General features: G+C 67.6%; 19 protein-coding genes. 11 read left to right on the forward strand and 8 right to left on the reverse strand.

What is annotated here, in order from left to right:
* The first annotated feature begins 8 nt into the window (after positions 1–8).
* Entirely contained in the window at positions 9–1565 is a 1557-nt protein-coding gene (locus ACZ5XO_RS14405; protein ID WP_464163081.1) for a carboxylesterase/lipase family protein, read from the forward strand.
* On the opposite strand, the gene ACZ5XO_RS14410 is transcribed toward ACZ5XO_RS14405, so the two are convergent.
* The 3 genes from ACZ5XO_RS14410 to ACZ5XO_RS14420 form a co-directional block, all read right to left on the reverse strand.
* Positions 1562–2542 (reverse strand): alpha/beta hydrolase, encoded by a 981-nt coding sequence (locus ACZ5XO_RS14410; protein ID WP_464163082.1) that lies wholly within the window; start codon positions 2540–2542, stop codon positions 1562–1564. The two genes, ACZ5XO_RS14405 and ACZ5XO_RS14410, sit on opposite strands and share 4 nt — an antisense overlap.
* 70 nt (positions 2543–2612) lie before the next feature.
* Entirely contained in the window at positions 2613–3827 is a 1215-nt protein-coding gene (locus ACZ5XO_RS14415; protein ID WP_464164931.1) for an MFS transporter, read from the reverse strand.
* A gap of 174 nt (positions 3828–4001) precedes the next feature.
* The gene (locus ACZ5XO_RS14420) at positions 4002–4829 is read right to left on the reverse strand and encodes a 2-keto-4-pentenoate hydratase (RefSeq protein ID WP_464163083.1); all 828 of its coding nucleotides are present in this window, start codon (positions 4827–4829) and stop codon (positions 4002–4004) included.
* Between the two features lie 171 nt (positions 4830–5000).
* Between ACZ5XO_RS14420 and ACZ5XO_RS14425 the strand changes: the two genes are divergently transcribed.
* From ACZ5XO_RS14425 to ACZ5XO_RS14445, 5 genes are all read left to right on the forward strand, one after another.
* Positions 5001–6050, forward strand: coding sequence for a LacI family DNA-binding transcriptional regulator (locus ACZ5XO_RS14425; RefSeq protein ID WP_464163084.1), 1050 nt, complete (start codon positions 5001–5003; stop codon positions 6048–6050).
* 125 nt (positions 6051–6175) lie between these two features.
* Positions 6176–7021, forward strand: a complete 846-nt coding sequence (gene kduI / locus ACZ5XO_RS14430) for a 5-dehydro-4-deoxy-D-glucuronate isomerase (RefSeq protein WP_464163085.1) — start codon at positions 6176–6178, stop codon at positions 7019–7021.
* Positions 7022–7034: 13 nt separating this feature from the next.
* Positions 7035–7793, forward strand: a complete 759-nt coding sequence (kduD, locus tag ACZ5XO_RS14435) for a 2-dehydro-3-deoxy-D-gluconate 5-dehydrogenase KduD (RefSeq protein WP_464163086.1) — start codon at positions 7035–7037, stop codon at positions 7791–7793.
* Positions 7794–7814: 21 nt separating this feature from the next.
* The gene (locus tag ACZ5XO_RS14440) at positions 7815–8861 is read left to right on the forward strand and encodes a PfkB family carbohydrate kinase (protein WP_464163087.1); all 1047 of its coding nucleotides are present in this window, start codon (positions 7815–7817) and stop codon (positions 8859–8861) included.
* Positions 8862–8986: 125 nt separating this feature from the next.
* The gene (locus ACZ5XO_RS14445; RefSeq protein ID WP_464163088.1) at positions 8987–10651 is read left to right on the forward strand and encodes a pectate lyase; all 1665 of its coding nucleotides are present in this window, start codon (positions 8987–8989) and stop codon (positions 10649–10651) included.
* A gap of 27 nt (positions 10652–10678) precedes the next feature.
* Here ACZ5XO_RS14445 and ACZ5XO_RS14450 read toward each other — a convergent pair whose 3' ends face one another.
* The 3 genes from ACZ5XO_RS14450 to uxaC are packed head-to-tail and all read right to left on the reverse strand — an operon-like array spanning position 10679 to position 15063.
* On the reverse strand, positions 10679–12178 hold the full coding sequence (locus ACZ5XO_RS14450; RefSeq protein WP_464163089.1) for a UxaA family hydrolase: 1500 nt from the start codon (positions 12176–12178) through the stop codon (positions 10679–10681).
* Between the two features lie 3 nt (positions 12179–12181).
* Positions 12182–13651, reverse strand: a complete 1470-nt coding sequence (locus ACZ5XO_RS14455) for a mannitol dehydrogenase family protein (protein ID WP_464163090.1) — start codon at positions 13649–13651, stop codon at positions 12182–12184.
* Positions 13648–15063: a glucuronate isomerase gene (gene uxaC, locus ACZ5XO_RS14460; protein WP_464163091.1), complete on the reverse strand. Its 1416-nt coding sequence runs from the start codon at positions 15061–15063 to the stop codon at positions 13648–13650. Before uxaC ends, ACZ5XO_RS14455 begins: the two co-directional genes overlap by 4 nt.
* Positions 15064–15104: 41 nt before the next feature.
* On the opposite strand from uxaC, the gene ACZ5XO_RS14465 reads away from it, so the two are divergent.
* Both ACZ5XO_RS14465 and ACZ5XO_RS14470 read left to right on the forward strand, forming a co-directional pair.
* Positions 15105–15287 carry a hypothetical protein gene (locus ACZ5XO_RS14465; protein WP_464163092.1) on the forward strand — a complete coding sequence of 61 codons (183 nt, stop codon included), beginning with the start codon at positions 15105–15107 and terminating at the stop codon, positions 15285–15287.
* 118 nt (positions 15288–15405) lie between these two features.
* Positions 15406–18165 (forward strand): TonB-dependent receptor, encoded by a 2760-nt coding sequence (locus tag ACZ5XO_RS14470; RefSeq protein WP_464163093.1) that lies wholly within the window; start codon positions 15406–15408, stop codon positions 18163–18165.
* An 83-nt stretch (positions 18166–18248) separates the two neighbouring features.
* On the opposite strand, the gene ACZ5XO_RS14475 is transcribed toward ACZ5XO_RS14470, so the two are convergent.
* Together ACZ5XO_RS14475 and ACZ5XO_RS14480 are read right to left on the reverse strand one after the other, a co-directional pair.
* Positions 18249–19010, reverse strand: coding sequence for an SDR family NAD(P)-dependent oxidoreductase (locus ACZ5XO_RS14475; protein WP_464163094.1), 762 nt, complete (start codon positions 19008–19010; stop codon positions 18249–18251).
* Positions 19011–19034: 24 nt separating this feature from the next.
* Complete coding sequence (locus ACZ5XO_RS14480) at positions 19035–19832, reverse strand: IclR family transcriptional regulator (protein ID WP_464163095.1); 798 nt, start codon at positions 19830–19832, stop codon at positions 19035–19037.
* 150 nt (positions 19833–19982) lie between these two features.
* Here ACZ5XO_RS14480 and rhmD point away from each other — a divergent pair, with 150 nt between their 5' ends.
* From rhmD to ACZ5XO_RS14495, 3 genes are read left to right on the forward strand one after another with little or no spacing between them, the layout of a single operon-like run.
* The gene (gene rhmD / locus ACZ5XO_RS14485; RefSeq protein ID WP_464163096.1) at positions 19983–21176 is read left to right on the forward strand and encodes an L-rhamnonate dehydratase; all 1194 of its coding nucleotides are present in this window, start codon (positions 19983–19985) and stop codon (positions 21174–21176) included.
* A 12-nt stretch (positions 21177–21188) separates the two neighbouring features.
* Positions 21189–22052: a 2,4-didehydro-3-deoxy-L-rhamnonate hydrolase gene (locus tag ACZ5XO_RS14490; protein ID WP_464163097.1), complete on the forward strand. Its 864-nt coding sequence runs from the start codon at positions 21189–21191 to the stop codon at positions 22050–22052.
* Positions 22049–22801, forward strand: coding sequence for an SDR family NAD(P)-dependent oxidoreductase (locus ACZ5XO_RS14495; protein WP_464163098.1), 753 nt, complete (start codon positions 22049–22051; stop codon positions 22799–22801). The genes ACZ5XO_RS14490 and ACZ5XO_RS14495 overlap by 4 nt, the downstream gene beginning before the upstream one ends.
* Positions 22802–22810 lie beyond the last annotated feature (9 nt).

Genomic DNA, 22810 nt, shown 5'->3' on the forward strand with positions numbered 1-22810 from the left:
TGGCACTGATGCCGACACGACGATCCGTTCTTCTCGCCGGCCTCGGCGCCTCCATTCCGCCTGCAACCGCATGGGCCGGCCAAGGCGACGCGCCCCGGATCGACACGCGTCACGGCCCCGTCGTCGGTCGCCGTCAGAACGGGCTGGCCGTCTTCAAGGGCGTCCGCTACGGCGCGCCGACGCGGCGCTTCCAGCCGCCCGAGCCGCCCGCGCCCTGGCGCGATCCGGCGCCCGCCTTCGACCATGGCGCGGCCAGCCCTCAGCGCGGCGGCGAACCGAACCAGAGCGAGGACTGCCTCTTCCTCAATGTCTGGACGCCGGGCGTGGATGCAGGCCGTCGGCCGGTCATGGTCTATATCCACGGCGGCGCCTATTCGAGTGGATCCGGGTCCGATCCTCTCTACGACGGAACAAGGCTGGCGGCGCGCGGCGACGTGGTGGTGGTGACGCTGAACCACCGGCTGAACGCCCTGGGCTACGCCTATCTGGCGCGGCTGACGCCGGGGTTCGAGGACTCCGGCAATGTCGGCCAGCTGGACCTGATCCTGGCCCTGCGCTGGGTGCGCGACAATGTAGCGGCCTTCGGCGGCGACCCGGACCGGGTCATGGTCTTCGGCCAGTCGGGCGGGGGAGCCAAGATCGCGACCCTGATGGCCATGCCCGAGGCGAAAGGCCTGTTCCACCGCGCCGCCACCATGAGCGGCCAGCAGGTCACGGCTTCCGGCCCCCTCAACGCCACGACCCGCGCGACCGCCTGGCTCAAGGCCCTGGGCCTGACGCCGGATCGCGCCCACGAAGCCGCCGACCTGCCGGTCGAACGCCTGCTGGAGGCGCAAGGTGTGGAGGACCCGATCCTCGGGTACGGCGGACTCTACTTCGGGCCGGTGCTGGATTTCCGCAGCCTGCCGCGCCACCCCTTCTATCCGGACGCCGCACCGCAGGGGCGGAGCATCCCGATGATCATCGGCAATACGCGCGAGGAAACCCTGGGCTTCATGGGCGATGATCCCAGGAACCTCGGCCTGACCTGGGACACGCTGGCCGCACGGATGTCGCCCGGCGTCATGCGCATCGACATCACCCCCGAAGCCGTGATCGCCGCCTATCGCCGGATGCATCCCGACTGGTCTCCGGATCAGGTCCTGATCGCCGCCACCACGGCGGGGCGGTCATGGCGCGGCGCCGTGATCGAGGCCGAGGAACGCGCCAAAGCAGGGGCGCCCGCCTGGGTCTATCAACTGGACTTCCCCGGCGAGACGGCCTCGGGCCGCAAGGGCGCCTTCCACACCGCCGACATCCCTCTGGTGTTCGACAATGTGAATGCGCCGGGATCGCGCACGAACGGGCCGGGCGCGCAGATCGTCTCGGATCAGATGAGCGACGCCTTCATCGCCCTGGCGCGCACCGGCGATCCCAACCACGCGGGCCTGCCGCGCTGGGACCGCTATGAGCTGCCGACGCGCCAGACCCTGCTGTTCGACGTCACGTCGAAAATGGCGAACGACCCGCGCGGCGACGAGCGCGCCTTCTTCTCGGCCATCCCCTACATCCAGCCGGGGACCTAGAGCGCAAAGTCCAGACGGGCGGCCCAGGCGCGCGCCAGCTCCGGCCAGACCGCAGCCGGCCGCCCCTGGATCAACCGAACGCCAAAGCCATGCCCGCCCTCCTGGAACAGGTGGGCCTCGGTCTTCACACCCGCCGCCTTCAACGTGGCCAGCAGCATCAGACTGTTCTCGACCGGGACGGAGGCGTCGTCCATGGCGTGCAGCAGGAAGACGGGCGCCGCGCCCGTCCAGTTCATCCGCTCCAGCGAATAGGCGGCGATGCGCGCCGCGCTAGGCGTCTCGCCCAGCAGGTGGGCGCGCGATCCGGCGTGGACGTGCGGGTCGCTCATGGTCGCCACCGGATACATCAACACCGTCAGATCCGGGCGCAGCGAGACCTCGTCCGCCGCATCCAGCGGGGCATAGACCGCGTCCGTCCGCGCGCTGGCCAGCCCCGCCAGATGCCCGCCCGCCGAGGCGCCCAGAACCGCGATCCGGTCGGGGCGAACGCCGAACTCGGCCGCGCGACTGCGGATCAGGCGGATGGCCCGCTGGGCGTCCTGCAAGGGCGCGTCCGCCCCCGCCGCCCAGCCGTCGGCCGGCAGGCGATAGCGCAGGACGAAACAGGTCGTGCCGCTGGCGGCGAAGACGCGGGCGACATCGAAGCCCTCCTTGTCCAGTACGGCCCAGCGATAGCCGCCGCCGGGGATCAGCAGCATGGCCGAGCCGTTGGGGCGCTCGGGCCGCATCACCGTCATGATCGGGTCGGTGGTGTACTGGGCGTAACGGTCGCGATAGGCGGGGTCGGTCGAGCGCTCGGGCACGACGGGGACGACCGTCACCCCCTCCCCGCCCGGCGCGCCCTTCGGCCACAGATGGACGACCTCGGTCGGATCGGGCGGCGCTACGGTCTGAGCTTTCGCAATAGTCGGCAAGGCCGCAGCCAGAGCCGGGACCGCCGCGCCCATCGCCAGCAAACCACGTCTATGCAGATCCACGTCCGCCTCCTCCAGAATTGAAGAAGGGCGCCCGCCCCCTCAGACGAGCGCCCCTCTCGGCGTCAGATCCTTAGACCTTGGCCGGTTCGTATCGTGGCGAGATGATGTGAACCACCAGCAGCGCCACCAGGTAGGCCGAAGCCGCCACCACGAAGATCGGGGTGTAGGTGCCGATCTTGTCGAGGACGAAGCCGGCGTACTTGGCCATGATCATGCCGCCGATGCCGCCCAGCATGCCGCCGATGCCGACGACCGAGCCCACGGCCCCGCGCGGGAAGACGTCGCCGGGGAAGGCGTAGAGGTTGGCCGAAAAGCCCTGGTGAGCCGCCGTGGCCAGACCGATGATCAGCACCGCCACCCACAGGTTCGAGGCGAAGGCGGCGAAGGCGACCGGCACGGCGCACAGGGCGCAGAGCAGCATGGTCAGCTTGCGCGCCTTGTTCAGGCTCATGCCTCTGTGCATGAACTTCGACGACAACCAGCCGCCGCCGACCGAACCGACGTCCGACAGCAGATAGATGGCCACGATCGGCGGGCCGAAGGTCTTCAGGTCCAGGCCGTAGCTCTTGCCCAGGAAGTCAGGCAGCCAGAACAGGAACATCCACCAGATCGGGTCGATCAGGAACTTGCCCGCGGCATAGGCCCAGGTTTCCTTGACCGTCAGCAGCTTCTTCCAGCCGATCTTCTCGACGGTGTCGGCCGGGTCCTGCTCGATCCATTCCAGCTCGGCCGTGGACAGCTTCTTCACTTCACGCGGACGGCGATAGACCAGCAGCCAGATCGGCAGCCAGATCAGGCCCAGCAGACCGGTGACCACGAAGGCCATCTGCCAGCCGAAGCTGAGCACCAGGACCGGAACCAGCAAGGGGGTGACGATGGCGCCGATATTGGTGCCAGCGTTGAACAGGCCGGTGGCGAAGGCGCGCTCCTTCTTGGGGAACCACTCGGCCACGGCCTTGATGCCGCCGGGGAAGCCGCCGGCCTCGCCGACGCCCAGGATCATGCGGGCCATGATGAAGTGCGACAGGTCGCGGGCCGCGCCATGCATCATATGGCCGATCTGCCAGATGAAGAAGGCGACCCCCAGGCCCCAGCGCGCGCCGATCTTGTCCATCACCCGACCGAAGATCAGGTAGAAGACGGCGTAGGAAGCCTGGAACCAGAAGACGATGTCCGCATAGTCCGTCTCGGACCAGCCGAACTCGGTCGACAGCGTCGGCTTCAGGAAGCCGATCATCTGGCGATCGACGTAGTTGATGACCATGGCCGCGAACAGCAGCCACATCACGATCCAGCGGTACTTGCCCGCCGGCGGCGCCGTCACGCGGATCGGCCCCTCCCCGGCGGGTGCGGCTTTCGAAGCGTCACTCATGGTACGAGACCCATTCCCTTGGTTTCCTCGCGCGCCCCGTCTTCTTGACCGTTCTCGACGGCGGACAGGGTCGCGCTGTGGTTGATACTAGTTCTGCGTTGGATGCGGCACGGCCTTCACGACCGAGCAGCGGACCTCCCCCACGCCTTCGAATACACACGCCGCCTCACTGTCGGCGTAGATGCGGTGAACCCCGGTGACGGCGCCGGTCGAAACCAGCATCCCGGCGGTCAGCGGCCGGCCCCATCGCGCGCAATGCTCCAGAAGGAAGCGCACGGATTCCAGGGCTCCTCCGGCCAGGGAGAGCGAGCCCCCCTTGCCGACGCTGACGCCGTCGATGACGGTTTCAACCTGGATCGCGTCCAGTCGCTCGCGCCAGTTCGTCAACTCCGGCCCGATCACCAGACCGCCGTTATTGCCGAAATCCGAGGCGACCACGGCCGAGCCCAGGTCGTTGATGGCCGACAGCGGGCTGCCCGCCAGCTCCACGCCGATGAAGACGGCGTCGATCTGATCGGCGGCCTCCTCGATGGTCCAGTCGATCTTGGCGGGGTCGGCGTCAAGGCCGATACGGGCGATGAACTCGGCCTCGACGGCGGCGAACCCGCCTTCGATGGCGGGCAGAGGCGTCGGCGCCTCGCCGACGGTCCAGACGTTGCCAGCGAAGATGGCGCCGGCCAGACGGTGAACCCCCAGGGCCGACTGCTGCGCCGGAGGCACGCCGCCGACCTTCCAGCCCGCCACCCTGTCCGGATACAGCGCGATGGCGGCGTCCTGAATGGCGTAGGAGCGCGCCATCTCCTCAGGCGCTTCGCCCGGATAGGTCGGGACGGCGCGCGCGGCCAGGCGCGCGCGGACGAAGGTCTCGGCGACAGCCTGATCGGCGTCCGGCGTCTGAACGGAAGCAGCCGTCATGCACGGCGCTCGCAGGAAATGGTCTGGTCGGTCAAATGACGCCCCATTGAAAACACCGAATAATGGGCGGGTCAGGAAACCGGTGTCAATCCGCCTTGAAAACAGCCCATGGCGCACAACGCCGAGCGGGGCTATGCCTAACGCCAAACAAGAACACAAAGGGGAACGCTGTTGTCGCAAGACGATTCGCGCTCAGCCAAACCCGGCAAGCGAGCCACCATCAACGACGTCGCCCGCGTGGCCGAGGTCTCCAAGAAGACGGTTTCGCGCGTCATCAACCAGTCGCCCTTCGTGCGTGAGGACACGCGTGAGCGCGTTCAGGCCGCCATCGACGAACTGGGTTTCATTCCGGATCCCCAGGCCCGCGGCCTGGCCTTCCGCCGCTCTTTCCTGGTCGGGATGATCTATGACCAGCCCAGCCCGACCTATGTCGTCAACCTGCAGCAGGGCGTGCTGGACGCCCTGAAAGGATCCGGCCTCGAGCTGGTGGTTCACCCGTGCAGCCGCGCCTCCCCCACCCTGCTTCAGGACATTCGCGGCTTTGTCGAGCGCCAGCGTCTGTTCGGCGTCATCATGCCGCCCTCGGTGTCGGAGGACGAAGGCGTCATCGACCTGCTGCGCGAACTGGACTGCCCCTATGTCCGCATCGCCTCTCTGGCGCTCGATGAGCCCCAGAGCATGGTCGTGACCAATGACTGGATCGGCGCCGCCGAAGCCGCTCGCCATCTGGCCGATCTGGGCCATCGTCGCATCGCCCTGGTGCGCGGCCTCGCCTCCTTCCGATCATCGGTCGTGCGCGGTCAGGGCTTCATCGACGCCCTGGCGGCGCGCGGCATCGCCGTTCCGCCGGCCTACGACCTGCAAGGCGCCTATACTTTCGAGTCGGGCGTCGAGGCGGGTCACGCCCTGCTGTCCCTGCCGGAGCCCCCGACCGCCATCTTCACCCTGAACGACGACATGGCCCTGGGGGTCATGCAGGCGGCGCGCGAGCGCGGCATGGAATTGCCTCGAGACCTGTCGATCGTCGGCTATGACGACCTGCCGATGGCGGCTCGCGTCTGGCCCAACCTGACCTCCGTGCGCCTGCCGATCCGGGACATGGGACGGATGGCGGCCGAAAAGCTGCTGGCGCCCATGCGCGGCGTCGATCCGGCCAAGCTGGTTCAACCCGAAGTGCGCCCGGCCCTCGTGGTGAGGAACTCCGCCGTCCCCGTCGCCTGACCAGGACGCCCACCGGATCGCGCCTCTTGCCCTAGACTCTGACACCGGTTACCTAACCAATCAGAAGACGGGCGGTTGAACCCGCCGCAGACGATTCCCGTTCGAGGAATTCAGGAGGATCCAAGGTGTACGACAAGGTTTATCACGCGACCCATCCCGACATGATGGACGGCGCGACCAATGATCAGCTGCGGGATCGTTACCTCATGACCGGGCTGTTTCAGCCGGGTCGCGTCAGCCTGAACTATTCGCACAACGAACGCATGGTCATTGGCGGCGCCGCCCCGACCGACGCGCCGGTCAGCCTGCCGCTTCATTCCGAACCGCCGTCGCTGGCCGGAAAACCCTTCCTGGTCGCTCGCGAACTGGGGGTGGTGAACATCGGCGGCGCCGGCTCGGTCACCGTCGACGGCGAAACCATCGCCCTGGCCTTCCGCGACGGCCTCTATGTGCCGATGGGCTCGTCAGAAGTGTCCTTCGCCTCGGATGACGCCGCCAATCCCGCCCGCTTCTATCTGATCTCGACGCCGGCTCACGCCCGCTATGATCTGACCAAGATCTCGATCAGCGAAGCTGTTCCCCTAGAAATGGGTTCGCTGGAAACCTCCAACGAGCGCACCATCTACCAGTACATCGTCCCGGCCAAGGTGAAATCCTGCCAGCTCCTGCTGGGCGTGACGGTGCTGAAGCCCGGTTCGGTGTGGAACACCATGCCGCCCCACCTGCACGACCGTCGCTCCGAGGCCTACCTCTACTTCGGCCTGGGCGAGAACGACCGCGTCTTCCACTTCATGGGCGAACCCGACAAGGCGCGTCACATCGTCATGGCCGACGGCGAGGCTGTCATGAGCCCGCCGTGGTCGATCCACATGGGCGCGGGCACGTCGAACTACACCTTCATCTGGGGCATGGGCGGCGAGAACCTCGACTACACGGACATGAACAAGCTCGACATCTGTCAGCTGAAATAGGGGGCGATGGGGCATGGCTGATCCTTTCGATCTGACCGGCAAGGTCGCCCTGGTCACCGGCGGCAACACAGGCCTGGGTCAAGGCATCGCCGTGGCCCTGGCCGCGGCGGGCGCCGATGTCGCGTCTGTCGCCCGTCGCGCCTCCGACGACACGGTCGGCAAGGTCCTGGCCAAGGGCCGCAAGGGCGTCTCGATCCAGGCGGATCTGACTTCGATCGAACCGGTCGAACGGATTCTCGACGAGGCGGAAGCCGCCCTCGGCCCCGTCGACATCCTGGTGAACAACGCCGGCATCATTCGCCGCGCCGACGCCGTGGACTTCACCGAGCAGGACTGGGACGACGTCATGAACGTCAACCTCAAGGTCCTCTTCTTCCTCAGCCAGGCCGCGGTGAAGCGGATGATCGCCGGCGAGCGCGGCGGCAAGATCATCAACACGGCCTCCATGCTGTCCTATCAGGGCGGCATTCGCGTGCCGTCCTACACCGCGTCCAAGTCCGGCGTGGCGGGACTGACCAAGCTGATGGCCAACGAGTGGGCCAAACACGGCATCAACGCCAACGCCATCGCCCCGGGCTATTTCGCCACGGACAACACCCAGGCCCTGCAGGACGACCCGGTGCGTTCCAGGGAAATCCTGGGCCGCATCCCGGCCGGGCGTTGGGGCGATCCGACCGACCTGGGCGGCGCCGCCGTCTTCCTGGCCAGCCGCGCCAGCGACTACGTGCAGGGCATCACCCTGCCGGTCGACGGCGGCTGGCTGGCGCGCTGATCCCGCGCTAGCGTCCTGACCATGAGCAATCCTCGCCCGAACTCCAAGATTCTCTGCTTCGGCGAGATGCTGCTGCGGTTCAGTCCGAACCAGAACGAGCTGCTGCTTCAATCCCCGGCCCTGACCGCACGTCCGGGCGGGGCCGAGGCCAATGTCGCTGTCGCCCTGGCCCGCTTCGGCGCGCCGGCGGCGATGGCCACCGTCCTGCCCGACAACGCCCTGGGCCAGGCCGCGCGCGACGAGGTCCGGCGCTACGGCGTGGACACCACTCCCGTGGTCTTCGCGCCCGGCCGCATGGGCCTCTACTTCCTGACGCCCGGCGCCGTTCGCCGTCCGTCCGAAGTGCTCTACGACCGCGCCGGTTCGGCCTTTGTCGAGCGTGTCGCCGACGCCTTCGACTGGGACGCCCTGCTGGGCGGCTATGAGTGGCTGCACGTCTCGGGCGTCACCCCCGCCACCGGCCCCAACGGTTCGCGCGCCGCGGTGGAACTGGTCGAGGCTGCGGTGCGCAAGGGCGTCCGCATCAGCTACGACGGCAACTTCCGCGGCAAGCTGTGGGAGCAATGGGCCGGCGATCCGCCCGCCACCCTGGGCAAGATGCTGGCCGGCGCCGAGATCGCCTTCGCCGACGACCGCGACTTCGCCCTGGTGCTGAAGACGAAGTTCGAGGACGCCGATCCCCATGCCCGGCGCCGTCTGGCCGCCGCCGCGGCGTTTGAAGCCTTCCCCCGCCTGCAACGCATCGCCTGCACCCTGCGCGTTCAGGAAAGCGTCGCCGATCAGGCCCTGTCTGCGGTCATGCTGACGCGCGGCGCCGATGGCGAGGTCGTCGAGACCTCGACCGAAGCCATCCACATGACCGGGGTCGTGGATCGGGTCGGCGGCGGCGACGCCTTCGCCTCCGGCGTCCTGTTCGGCCTGTGGAGCGGCTGGTCCGATCAGGAAGCCCTGGACTTCGGTCTGGCGGCGGCGGGCCTGAAGCATTCGGTCCCCGGCGACTTCAACCTGTTCACCGCCACCGAGGTGCGCGCGGCCATGGGCGACGGCGGCTTCGACATCCGCCGCTGACGGCATCGTGAAACCAGAGGCGTTTTCAGCCGCGCGCTGACGCTAGGAAACCGGTGTCAATCATGGTTAGCTTCGCCGCCGCAAACAGCCGCCAGAGCTGTGAGGCGACGCATCGAGGAGACGCCATGCCCGCAACGCCCCTGAACCGCCGCGCCCTTCTGGCCGCCGGCGCCGCCGCCTTCACCGCAGCCGCCGCGCCCGCCCTGACGCCCGCCATGGCGAAAACCGTCCTGCAGGCCGCGCCCGACCGCGCCGCCATCCTGGCCGCCATGAAGCGTGCGGCCCGCTTCATGACCGACGAGGCCGCCGTCGAGGGCGGCTATGTCTGGAACGTCCTGCCCGACTTCTCGCGCCGCTGGGGTGAACTGGAAGCCTCGCCGACCATGATTTGGGTCCAGCCTCCGGGCACGGCGACCGTCGGCCACGCCTTCCTGGACGCCTATCACGCCACCGGGGACGAGCAGTTCTACGAAGCCGCCAAGGCGGCGACCGACGCCCTGGTGCGCGGCCAGCACCCGGCGGGCGGCTGGAACTATGTCATCGACACGGCGGGCGAGGAATCGCTGAAGCGCTGGTACGCCACCTACGGCAAGAACGCCTGGCGGATGGAGGAATTCCACCGCTACTACGGCAACGCCACCTTCGACGACGCGGGCACGGCCGAGGCCTCGCAACTGCTGCTGCGGGTCTATCTGGAGAAGCGCGAGCGCAGATATCGCGCGCCGCTGGACAAGGCGATCCAGTTCGTCCTCGACGCCCAGTACGCCAACGGCGGCTGGCCCCAACGCTATCCCTTCGTCCAGAACGGCGGCGTCCACGGCCACGCGGACTACACCCCCTACATCACCTTCAACGACGACGTGGCCGGCGAGAACCTGGAGTTCCTGCTCTACGCCTGGCATGGCCTGGCGGTGAACGGTCGCGGCGATGCGCGCCTGCTGGACGCCATCCATCGCGGCATGGACATCTATGTGAAGACCCAGCAGCCCATGCCGCAACCGGCCTGGGGTCTGCAGCACTTCCCCGACACCCTGAAGCCCGCCGGCGCCCGCACCATCGAGCCGCAAGCCTTCGCCACCCACACCACGGGCGCCAATATCAAGTCGATGCTGGGCTTCTATCGCCTGACCGGCGATCGCAAATACCTGACGCGCCTGCCCGAGGCCCTGGACTGGCTGGATCAGGTCAAGACGCCCCAGAACCTGATCGCGCCGGGCCGCACCCACCCGACCTTCATCCTCGAGGGCTCGAACACCCCGGTCTATATCCACCGGCGCGGGTCCAACATCACCAACGGCCAGTATTACGCCGATGCGAACCCCAACAACCTGATCGTCCACTACGGCTCGTTCCGCAACGTCGACACCGTCGCCCTGCGCCGCGAGTACGAGGAACTGGCCGCCCAGTCGCCCGAGGAGGCCAGCCGCCACTCGCCGCTGAAGGCGCGCGCCGGCTCGTTGAAACTGCCGAAATACTTCACTTTGCAGGACGTGGACGTCTGGGACATGTCGTCCGACGCGCGCCGTCTGGCCAGGCCCGCGCCGGGCCGCGCCGCCGAACTGGTTTCGGGGCTGAACACGCGCGGCTACTGGCCCTCGCCCCTGACCACCACCTCCAACCCCTATATCGGCGAGGCCCCGGCGGCGGTGACGGGCGGCGAGTATCAGACCACGCGCGTCGGCGACCTGTGGGACACCTCGCCCTACAACACCGACTATCCGGTCGAATGCGTCTCGACCCAGGTCTTCATCCGCAACATGGGCGAACTGATCGAGGCCCTGGAGGGCTGACGCCCGGCGGGCCTTCGGGGTCGGCGGCTAGAGATAGGCGCCGACCTGCCAGGGCACGAACTCGTTGTCGCCGATGCCGAGGGCCTCGGACTTGGACGGCTCGCCCGAGGCGACGGCCAGCATCCGCTCGAAGATGGCGCGGCCAACCTCTTCCATCGCCACGCCGGTCAGCACCGGAGAGGCGTCGATGTCCATGTCCTCGTCCATCCAGCTGGCCAGTCTGGCGTTGGAGGCGACCTTGATCGACGGCGCGGGCTTGGCGCCGAAGACCGAGCCCCGCCCCGTAGTGAAGACGATCAGATTAGCGCCCGAGGCGATCTGGCCCGTCGCCGAGCAGGGATCATAGCCGGGGCTGTCCATGAAGCTGAGCCCCTTGCTCGTCAGCGGCTCGGCATAGCCGATCACATCATTCAGCGGCGTGGAGCCCGACTTGGCCACCGCCCCCAGCGACTTTTCCAGAATGGTGGTCAGGCCGCCCTTCAGATTGCCGGGCGATGGATTGTTGTTCAGCTCCATGCCGTGCTTGTCGGCATAGGCCCGCCACCATTCCAGACGCGCGTTCAGCCGATCCGCCACCGCCTGCGAGGCCGCACGGCGCAGCAGCAGATGCTCCGCGCCCCAGATCTCGGGCGTCTCCGACAGCATGGCCGAGCCGCCGTGCGCGACCAGCAGGTCCACCGCCGCGCCCAGGGCCGGGTTGGCCGTCACGCCGGACCATCCGTCCGAGCCGCCGCATTGCAGGCCGACCGTCAGATGCGCGGCCGAGACCGGCTGACGCTCGACCTTGGCCGCCTCGGCCACCAGTTCGCGGACGACCTCGATGCCCGCCTCGATGGCGCGAGCCGTGCCCCCGGCTTCCTGAATGGTCAGGGCGCGCAGGGTCGGACCGGCTTCAAGGCCTTCGTTGGCCAGCCAGGCCGGGATCTGATTGGCCTCGCAGCCCAGACCGACGATCAGGATGGAATGGAAGTTCGGATGCCGGGCGTACCCCGCCAATGTCCGCTGCAGCAGGGTGGTGTCGCTGGACAGCGAAGACCCGCCGCAACCGCCCTGATGGGTGAAGGCGACCACGCCGTCCACGCCCTCAGGCAGACTGGAATCCGGGAAGGCGTCGGCGATGCGGCGCGCCACCGTGGCCGAGCAGTTCACGCTGGTGAGGACGCCGATGTAGTTGCGGGTGCCGACCCGGCCGTCGGCGCGGACGATGCCGTTGAAGGTCGCGCCCGACAGCGGCGCCGGCGCACGGACGTCCGCCCCGACCTCGGCCTCACGCCCGTCCTCGGCCATGGCCAGGTTGTGGACGTGGACATGATCCCCGGCGGCGATCGCCGCCCTGGCCCGCCCGATGACCTGGCCGTAACGACGGACCAGACCGCCCGCCTCCACGGCATGACGGGCGATCTTGTGCCCGGTGGCGATGTCGGCGCGGGCGGGCGCAGCCAGACCCTCGGGCGTGTCGCCGACGGCGATGTCGTCCAGGGCGATGGCCACATCATCGGCGGGGTTCAGGATCAGGACACGGCTCATGCTCTACTCCGTCACGCGGCGCGCGGCCTCGACCGCGCCGTGCTCTCTCAAGGACAGGAAGGCGCCGGTGACCGCATCGACGAAGCGTCGATCAACGGCCAGGGCCTCGGGGAAGACGGCGGACAGGGTCAACAGGGCGCGGACCTCCGCCTCGTCGTTCTCGGACCCCGCGATCAGTTCGGCGGTGCGCGCCGCCAGAGGGTCGTCGACCACCACGGTCTCGCCGCTCTCGGTCACACCCTCCTGCCAGCGCATCCATGCGGCGACGCCGAGCGCCAGGGCCTCGATCCCCTTCCCCTTGGCCAGCCGCTCCGCCATGCCGGCCAGCAGGCGCTGTGGCAGCTTCTGCGACCCGTCCATGGCGATCTGGCGCGTCCGATGCATGAGGGCCGAGTTGGAGAAGCGGGCCATCAGCTCGTCGCGATAGGCCGTCACGTCCAGCCCCGGCGGCGGGCTCAGCGTGGTTTGCGCCTCGTCCCACAGGGCTTCGATAAAGGCGCGGAAAGCCGGGACAGCCACAGCCTCATGCACATGCTCATAGCCCGACAGCGCCCCCAGATAGGCCGTCGCCGAATGCGCCCCGTTCAGCAGGCGCAGCTTGGCGTCCTCCCACGGCTCGACCGCGTCGGTCAGTTGCACGCCGAAGGCGGCGAAGTCCGGCCTCTCGCCCGCGAACCAGTCCTCGATCACCCACTGGGTGAAGGGCTCGGCCTTGACCATGCCCTGGTCCTCGACGCCGAGACGGGCGCTCAGGCGGGCCACGTCGTCGGGGATGGTGGCCGGCACGATCCGGTCGATCATGGTCTGGGGAAAAGCCCCCTCGGCCTCGATCCACTCGGCCAGAGCGGGATCAATGCGCCGAGCCATGGCGATGACGCCGGCGCGGATGCGCTGGCCGTTATGCGGAAGGTTGTCGCAGGAGATGACGGTGAAGGGCTTGAGCCCCGCCGCCTTCCTCGCCTGCAGGGCCGCAACGATGAAGCCCGGCGCGGTGCGAGGCGAGGCGATATCGGCCAGATCGGCGGCCACGTCCGGGTCGTCCAGCAGCAGGTCGCCGGTCGCCGGATCAAGACGATAGCCCTTCTCGGTCACCGTCAGGGTGACGATGTGGACGTCCGCGTCGACCATGGCGGCGACCAGGGCCGCAGGGTCTTCCGGCCCGACCAGAACCCCGCACCCGGCGCCGATGACCCGCAGATGCTCATCGGCCCCGTCGCGCACGACCAGGGTGTAGAGGCCGTCCTGCGGGTTCAACTGGTCGCGCACGCCCGGCGAGCGCAGCGAGGCCCCCAGGACACCCCAACGCATGTCGCCGCTGGCCAGGGCGTCGTCGAACACCACCGCCTGGTGCGCGCGATGGAAGGCGCCGATGCCCAGGTGAACCACGCCGGTCTTCACCGCCGCGCGGTCATAGGCCGGACGCGCGACGTCGGCGGGCAGGCCCTTCAGAGCCGCATTGTCGAGACGGGTCACAGCTTGTAGGCCGCCTTGACCAGACCATAGGTCAGGGCGTGGGCCAGCTCATGGGCCTCGTCCTCCTCCATGCGGTGCTCGACCACCAGCTTGGCCAGGAAGCCGCAGTCCATGCGCCGGGCCACGTCGTGACGCGCCGGGATCGACAGGAAGGCGCGGGTGTCGTCGTTGAAGCCGACGGTGTTGTAGAAGCCCGCCGTCTCGGTGACCTGCTCGCGGAAGCGGCGCATGCCCTCGGGGCTGTCGTGGAACCACCAGCTGGGCCCCAGCTTCAGCGCCGGATAGTGACCGGCCAGCGGGGCCAGTTCGCGGCTGTAGGAGGTCTCGTCCAGGGTGAACAGGATCAGGGTCAGGCGCGTGTCCGACCCGAAGCGGTCCAGCAAGGGCTTCAGCGCCCGGACGTAATCCGTCCGGGTCGGGATATCGCAGCCCTTGTCGCGGCCGAAACGGTTGAAGACCGTGGCCGAGTGGTTGCGGAAGCTGCCGGGGTGAAGCTGCATCACCAACCCGTCCTCGACCGACATGGCGGCCATCTCGGTCAGCATCTGGCCGCGGAACAGCTCGGCGTCGGCTGCGCTGGCCGGGGCGGTCGAAACCCGCTTGAACAGGGCCTCGGCGTCCGCCTTTGACAGGTCGGCGGTGAAGGCGGTCGGGTGCCCGTGGTCGGTCGAGGTGGCGCCCATCTCGATGAAGAAGGCGCGGCGGTCGCGCAGGGCGGCCAGATAGCCCTCCCAGGTCATCGTATCGCGGCCGGTCTGCTCGGCCAGGATCTTCAGATTGTCGCGGAAGCCCTCATAGTCCGGGTCCAGCACCGGATCGGGACGATAGGCGGTCAGGACCCTGCCCTTCCAGCCTGAGGCGTTGATGACCTTGTGGTGCTCCAGCGTATCAAGCGGGCTCTCGGTCGTGGTCAGGACTTCGATGTTGTAGCGGTCGAAAAGGGCGCGCGGCTTGAAGGCCTCGGTCTTCAGCGCAGCGTCGATGACGTCGTAGTAGTGGTCCGCCGTCTCGGCCGACAGGCGCACGTCGATGCCGAAGGCCTCGGCATAGACCCAGTCGTGCCACATCCGCGAGGGCGTGCCGCGGAACAGGTGATAGTTCTCGGCGAAGCGGCGCCAGATCTTGCGCGGATCGGCCTCGACCGGCCCGCCGTCGGCGCGCGGCACCCCCAGGTCCTCCATCGCCATGCCTTGCGAATGCAGCATCCGGAAGACGTAGTGGTCGGGCGTGATCAGCAGTTCGGCCGGGTTGGCGAAGTTCTCATCGCCCGCGAACCAGCTGGGGTCCGTGTGGCCGTGCGGGCTGATGATCGGCAGCCCCTTCACCTCGGCGTAGAGCCGACGCGCCACGGCGCGGGTGTCGGCGTCAGCCGGAAACAGACGATCGGGGTTCAGGCGCAGCGGCTGGGTCATGCGAAACTCAAGGCTTGAAGACAGGCGAACGGGAATTCCGGATGACGCAGGTCGAATCGCGCGTGCAGACGATCACCGTGATCGGCGTCGGCATGAGCATCTCCCTGAGCGCCGTCCGTCTTGGTGCGGTCGGTCGTTGGTTTTCTTCAGTACGAACAGAAGCTTCGAGCGGCGTCCGATCGGCGTTCGCCATCGTCTTGCCACACGTCGGAAACTGTGCGTAGCTTTATATGACACCGGTGGCACTGGCTGACAAACGCCAAATGACACCGGTTCCCGCGATCGCGGCGGCTGGAACGGGGACGCACGATCCCCGAAAGGCTCAACTGGGAGGAGGATATGATGACCCACCACGCTACCCGTGCGCGCCATGCGCTGACCCTCGGCGCTTCTCTGGGCGCCCTGACCCTGGCGCTCGGCGGCGCCGCCCAGGCCCAGGACGTCGCTCAGGAGCCGACCACCACCGTCGACGAGATCGTCGTCACCGGCTTCCGCGGCAGCCTGGCCCAGGCGCTGAACGTCAAGAAACGCGAAGCCGGGGCGGTCGACGTGATCGTCGCCGAAGACATCGCCGACTTCCCGGACCAGAACCTGGCCGAAGCCATCCAGCGCATCCCGGGCGTCGCCATCACCCGCGACGCCGGCGAGGGCCGCAACATCTCGGTGCGCGGCCTCGGCCCCGACTTCACCCGCATCCGCATCAACGGCATGGAGGCCCTGGGCACCACCGGCGGCACCGACAGCTCGGGCGGGACCAACCGCGGCCGCGGTTTCGACTTCAACGTCTTCGCCTCGGACCTGTTCAACAGCATCACGGTGCGCAAGACCGCCTCGGGCGAAACCGAGGAAGGCTCGCTGGGCGCCACGGTCGATCTGCGCGCCGCGCGTCCCTTCGACTACAAGGACGGCTTGACCGTCGCCGTCTCCGGTCAGCTCGGCTACAATGACCTGGCCCAGAACGCCGACCCGCGCGGCGCCTTCCTGATCTCCAACACCTGGGCGGACGGCAAGTTCGGCGCCCTGCTCTCGGTCGCCTATTCGACCCGCGAGGCCCTGGAAGAAGGCCACAGCACCGTGCGCTGGCAGGGCGGAAACATCGGCCGCGCCGGTCAGGGCCAGGGCGTGATCAACGCCTTCACCCCGCGCCTGCCGCGCTACGGCATTCTGGAACACGACCAGGACCGTCTGGGCGTCACCGCCGCCCTGCAATGGCGCCCCAGCGACGCGACCGAAGTCAGCCTGGACGTCCTCTACGCCGACTTCAGCGCCACCCGCTTCGAACACTTCCTGCAGGCGCCGGACTTCAGCGCCAGCGGAAACGCCGGCCGCAACGGCATCATCGTTCGCGACTCCTTCGTCGACGCCAACGGCAACATGCTCTACGGCCGCTTCGACAACGTCGATGTGCGCTCGGAGTCCCGCTACGATGAACTGTCGACCGAGTTCACCCAGGTCACGCTGAACTTCAAGCACGACTTCAACGACCGCTTCCGCATGGACGCCCTGGTCGGCTCCAGCAAGTCGGCGCACGACAACCCGATCCAGACGACCCTGCTGTTCGACAAGACGGACACGCAGGACTACGTCTACGACTATCGTCAGAACGCGAACCTGCCGCTGATCAGCTACGGCTTCGACGTCAATGACCCGGCCCAGTGGCGCCTGTCGCAGATCCGCATGCGCCCGCAGACGGCCGACAACACCTATGACACCGTCCAGGTGAACACGGTCTTCGACATCAACGACAACTTCCAGCTGAAGACCGGCTACTTCTTCAAGGACTACACCTTCGCCACGACGGAACAGCGCCGCGACCCGGCCAGCTGCACCCCGCCCCTGGCGGTCACGGCCAACGCCGAGGCCTGCATTCCCGCCGCCGTGGCCGCTGCAGCGATCGGCAGCTACAGCCACACGGTCGGCTTCGCTGACGGATGGGACATTCCGTCCGGCACGGCGCTGAACTGGCTGATCCCCGACTATCAGAAGGCGGCCGACCTGTTCGGTTTCGACAACTACGCCCTGAGCTGGATGCCTGCGAGCGGCAACAACCGCTCGGTCGAGGAAAAGACCACCGGCGCCTACGCCCAGATCGACTTCGATCTCGACACCGCCCTGCCGATCCGCGGCAACGTCGGCGTGCGTTACGTCAACACGGACCAGTATTCCAAGGGCTATCAGATCGCCGCCGGAACGCCGATCCAGGTTCGTTCAAGCCGCAGCTATGACGACTGGCTCCCCTCGGCCAACATCGTCATCGAACCGCGCGAAAACCTGCTGGTCCGTCTGGCCGCCGCCAAGGTCATGGCGCGTCCGGGCCTGGGCAGCCTGACCCCCGGCGGCAGCGTCTCGGTTTCCGGCAACAACCGCACCGTCAACTCGGGCAACCCCCTGCTCGACCCGACGCGCGCCACCACCTACGACATCGGCGTCGAATGGTATTTCGCCCCCGAATCCATCCTGGCCCTGGGCGTCTTCCACAAGAAGATCGACAGCTTCGTCGCCACCAACGCCGTCACGGCCCCCTTCAGCGGCAACGCCTTCGGCATTCCCGACAGCGTGGCCATCGCGGCCTGCGGCTCGGTGGCTGGCTGCTCGCCCTCGGCGGACTGGGTCTTCAACCAGCCGGTCAACACCGACGGCGGCGACCTGACCGGCTTCGAAGTCTCCTACCAGCAGCCCTTCACCTTCCTGCCCGGCATCTGGTCCAACTTCGGCGTGATGGCCAACTACACCTTCGTGGACTCGGAGATCGAGTACCCGAACGGCGTCACCAACACCCTGACCGAGCTGTCCAAGAACGCCTACAACGGCACCCTCTACTACGAGGACGAGCGTTTCAGCGCCCGTATCTCGGGCACCTACCGCGACGGCTACCTGACCCAGGTTCCGGGCCGCAACGGCAATGCGATCGAGGGCGTGGTCGACACCTTCAACGTCGACACCTCAGCCTCGTGGCAGGTCAACGACAGCTTCACCCTGACGCTGGAGGGCATCAACCTGACCGACGAAGTCGCGACCCAGTACGTGGGCGACTACAACCTGGTCTCGGTGCATCACCATACGGGCCGTCAGGTGTTCGCGGGCTTCCGCTACAAGTTCTGAGCAAGCTTCCACCGCCCTTCCTGAGCGGTGCACTGGGGCGTCGGCGATCTGGTCGCCGACGCCCTTCTTTTTAATAGCCCTGCCTACTGCAGGTTCACAAAGGCGCCGCCGTCCACCAGCAGGGCCGCGCCGGTGACATAGGCCGCCATGTCCGAAGCCAGGAAGGCGACCGCGCCGCCGATATCCTCGGGCTGGCCCAGACGGCCCAGCGGGATGCGGCCTTCCATGTATTGGCGCTTGGCCGGATCAGACAGGTCGTCCTTGTTGATGTCGGTCAGGATGGTGCCCGGCAATACCGAGTTGCAACGGATGCCGTGCTTGCCCAGAGCGATAGCACAGGACTGCATCAGGCTGTGCACCCCCGCCTTGGTCGGGGTGTAATGGGTCTGGAACTCGCCGCCGACCAGGGCCGAGATCGAGCTGATGGCGACGATGGCCCCGCCATTGCCCTGCTTCACCATCTGATTGGCCGCCGCCTGGGTCATGAAGTAGGCGCCGTGCAGATTGACCTCCATGGTCCGCTTCAGCGTCTCGGCCGGCATGTCGAGGAAGGCGTGGAAGGGGCAGATGCCGGCGTTGGAGACGAAGACGTCCACCTTGCCGAAGGCCTCGACCGCCGCATTCACAAAGGCGGCCGCCGTTTCCGGCAGGGCCACGTCGCCCTCGACCGAGATGCAGCGACGCCCCAGCGCCTCGACGGCGGCGATCACTTCAGCGGCGGCCTCTGCGCCCGCATGGCTGTTGATCGCCACGTCCGCGCCCTGCCTCGCCATTTCAACGGCCACGGCCGCCCCGATGCCTCGCGATCCTCCGGTGATGAGGACGACCTTGTCTTTAAGCAGCATGGGGGCTCCGTACAGGTAAGCGTGTTAGGTTTTAGGGGTCCAGCCCAGTTCGCCGCTGATGGCGTCGGCGGCGTCTGTGACCGTCGCAGTCAGTTCGGCCATTCGGGCGTCGGACATGTATTGGGCGGCGGAGGAAACGCTGATCGCGGCCACGATGCGTCCATCGACCGAGCGGATCGGCGCGGCGACGCAGCGGACCTGATCCTCATTCTCCTCGAGGTCGAAGGCGTAGCCCTTCTCGGCGTAGCCACGCATCCGCTCCAGCCAGACCAGGCGAGCGGCGGAATCCACCGACGCGCCCTCCGGGGCGTAGAAGTCGCTCCACTCCGGCTCGGACTTGTCGAGGATCAGCGCCTTGCCCAGACCGGTCGAGGCGATGGGATGACGCTCGCCCAGGCGCGACCCGATGTTGACGCGCCGACGTCCCGGCACCTTGTCCAGGTAGAGGGCGAAACGACCGTCCAGCACGCCGAGGTGCACCGTATCGTCGGTCACCGCCGACAGATGCTCCAGATAGGGGCGCGCCACGCGCGGCAGGTGCATCTGCTGGCTGGCGGCGTGGCCCAGCTCCAGCAGCTTCGGCCCCAGCGCATAGCCCTCCCGCGGACGGAAGGACAACAGGCGACGATCCACCAGGGCCGAGGCCAGGCGGTGGGTGGTGCTGCGCGACAAGGCCAGTTTTTCCGACAGGTCCGCGAGGGGAAGCGAGCCGTCCATCAGGGCGTCGATCACGTCCAGCCCCCGCAAAAGGGTCTGGCTCCCGGAAGCCTTGCCCCCGGTTTCCTCGTCGCCGTCGCCCTGCTCGGTCCTGATTGACGCCATTCGTCCCATCTCGTAGTTTTCTTTCCCAGAATATAGAATATCGTGCAAGTGATCCGCCGCCAGAAGCGGGCAGCTTGATCAATTCCTAGGAGAAACGCCAGTGTCGTCCCGCATGATGGGAAAGCTGCGCCAGAAATTGGCTGCATCCCGATGAGCCGCCTGCCGAAGATCAGACACGTCCGCGCCTTCGTCGTGAAAAACGACGGAACCGGTGGCGGCGCCGACTATCACGACCAGGGCGACGGCCACTGGATCGACGACCACATCGCCACCCCGATGGCGAAGTATCCGGAATACCGCCAGAGCCGTCGCAGCTTCGGCATCAATGTGCTGGGCACCCTGGTCGTCGAGATCGAGGCCGACAACGGCGTGGTCGGCTTCGCCGTGACCACCGGCGGCGAGCCCGCCGCCTATATCGTCGAAAAGCACCTGGCCCGCTTCCTGGAAGGCCGCGATCCGTCCGAGGTCGAGAAGATCTGGGACCAGATGTATTTCTCGACCCAGTACTACGGCCGCAAGGGCCTGGTGGTGAACGCCATCTCGGGCGTGGATCTGGCCCTGTGGGACCTGCTGGGCCGCCTGCGTCAGGAGCCGGTCTTCGCCATGCTGGGCGGCGCGGTTCGCGACGAGCTGACCTTCTACGCCACGGGCGCGCGCCCGGATAAGGCCAAGGAACTGGGCTTCATCGGCGGCAAGATGCCCCTGCACCACGGCCCGACGGAGGGCGAGGAAGGCCTGCGCAAGAACCTGGCCGAACTGGAGGCCATGCGGAACGCCTGCGGCGACGACTTCTGGCTGATGTTCGACTGCTGGATGGCTCTGGATCTGAACTACGCCACGCGCCTGGCCCACGAGGCCCACAAGCTGGGTCTGAAGTGGATCGAGGAAGCCCTCAGCCCCGACGACTACTGGGGCTATCAGGCCCTTAAGAAGAACGCGCCCAAGGGGATGCTGGTCACCACCGGCGAGCACGAGGCCACCCGCTGGGGCTTCCGCATGCTGCTGGAAATGGAATGCTGCGACATCATCCAGCCGGACGTGGGCTGGTGCGGCGGCGTGACTGAACTTCAGAAGATCTCGGCCCTGGCCGATTCCAAGGGCGTGCTGATGATCCCGCACGGATCGAGCGTCTATTCCTACCACTTCGTCGTGACGCGCCATAACAGCCCGTTCGCGGAGTTCCTGATGATGGCTCCGGGCGCCGACGAGATCGTGCCGATGTTCCATCCGCAACTGATCGGCGAGCCCGTTCCGGTGAACGGCAAGCTGAAGGTTCCCGACACCCCCGGCTTCGGCGTCGAGCTGAACCGCGACATCGCTTTGCACCGCCCCTACGCCCGATAAGAAGGCCTCACCATGAAACTCCTGCGTTACGGCCCCAAGGGCCAGGAAAAGCCCGGAACCCTGGACGCCGAAGGCCGCATCCGCGACCTGTCGGGCGTGGTCGCCGACATCACCCCGGACCAGCTGTGGGGCGAAGGCCTCGCCGCGCTGAAGGCGATTGATCCCGAGACCCTGCCCCTCGTCGAGGGGGCGCCGCGCTACGGCGTGCCGGTCAATGGCGTGCGCAAGTTCATCGCCATCGGCCTGAACTTCGCCGACCACGCCGCCGAATCCAACCTGCCGATCCCCACCGAACCCGTGGTCTTCACCAAGGCCGTCTCCTGCCTGACGGGTCCGAACGACACCGTTGTCATTCCTCGCGGTTCGGAAAAGACCGACTGGGAGGTTGAACTGGGCATCGTCATCGGCCAGCGCGCCTCCTACGTCGACCAGGCCGACGCCCTGGATCACGTCGCGGGCTACGTCCTGATCAACGACGTGTCCGAGCGCGCCTTCCAGACCGAGCGCGGCGGCACCTGGGACAAGGGCAAGGGTTGCGACACCTTCGGCCCGGTCGGCCCCTGGATCGTCACCACCGACGAGGTGGGCGACGTGCAGACCCTGGACATGTGGCTGGACCTCAACGGCCAGCGCATGCAGACCGGCAACACCCGGACCATGATCTTCGGCGTGGCCGAGATCGTCTCCTACGTCAGCCAGTTCATGACCCTGGAGCCCGGCGACCTGATCACCACCGGCACCCCGCCCGGCGTCGGCCTGGGCCAGAAACCCGAGCCCTTCTACCTCAAGGCCGGCGACGTGATGGAGCTGGGCATCGAGAAGCTGGGCAGCCAGCGCCAGTCGGTCGTCGCCTGGTCGAAGGACATGGTGGCATGAGCGCCTATCAGGGACGTTTCAACGGCCGCACCGCCGTCGTCACCGGCGGCGCCTCGGGCCTGGGCAAGGCCTCGGCCGCCCGCATCGTCGCCGAGGGCGGCAAGGTCGTGCTCTGGGACCTGAACGAAGACGCGCTGAAGGCCGCCGCCGAGGAAGTGGGCGCCGTCGCCACGGTGGCCCTGGACGTCGCCGACCCGGCCGCCGTCGAGGCCGCCGCCAGGACCTCGCATGAGGCCCTGGGCGGACGCATCGACATCCTGGTCGCCTCGGCCGGCATCACCGGCGCCACCGTGCCCGTGCACGAATTCCCGCTCGACAGCTGGAAGCGCGTGGTCGACATCAACCTGAACGGTGTCTTCTACTGCTCGCGTGCCATCGTCCCCTTCATGCTCGACAACGGCTATGGCCGCATCGTCAATGTCGCCTCGGTCGCGGGCAAGGAAGGCAACCCCAACGCCTCGGCCTATTCCGCGTCCAAGGCCGGGGTCATCGGCTTCACCAAGTCCCTGGGCAAGGAACTGGCCGGCAAGGGCGTCATCGCCAACAGCCTGACCCCCGCCACTTTCGAAAGCCCCATCCTAGAGCAGCTGCCCCAGAGCCAGGTCGACTACATGCGCTCCAAGATCCCCATGGGCCGTCTGGGCGAGGTCGAGGAAAGCGTCGCCATGGTCTGCTTCATGGCGTCCGAGGAATGCAGCTTCACCACCGCCTCGACGTTCGACACGTCGGGCGGCCGCACGACCTACTAGGGACGCCGC

The sequence above is a fragment of the Brevundimonas sp. T2-11 genome, assembly GCF_055397675.1.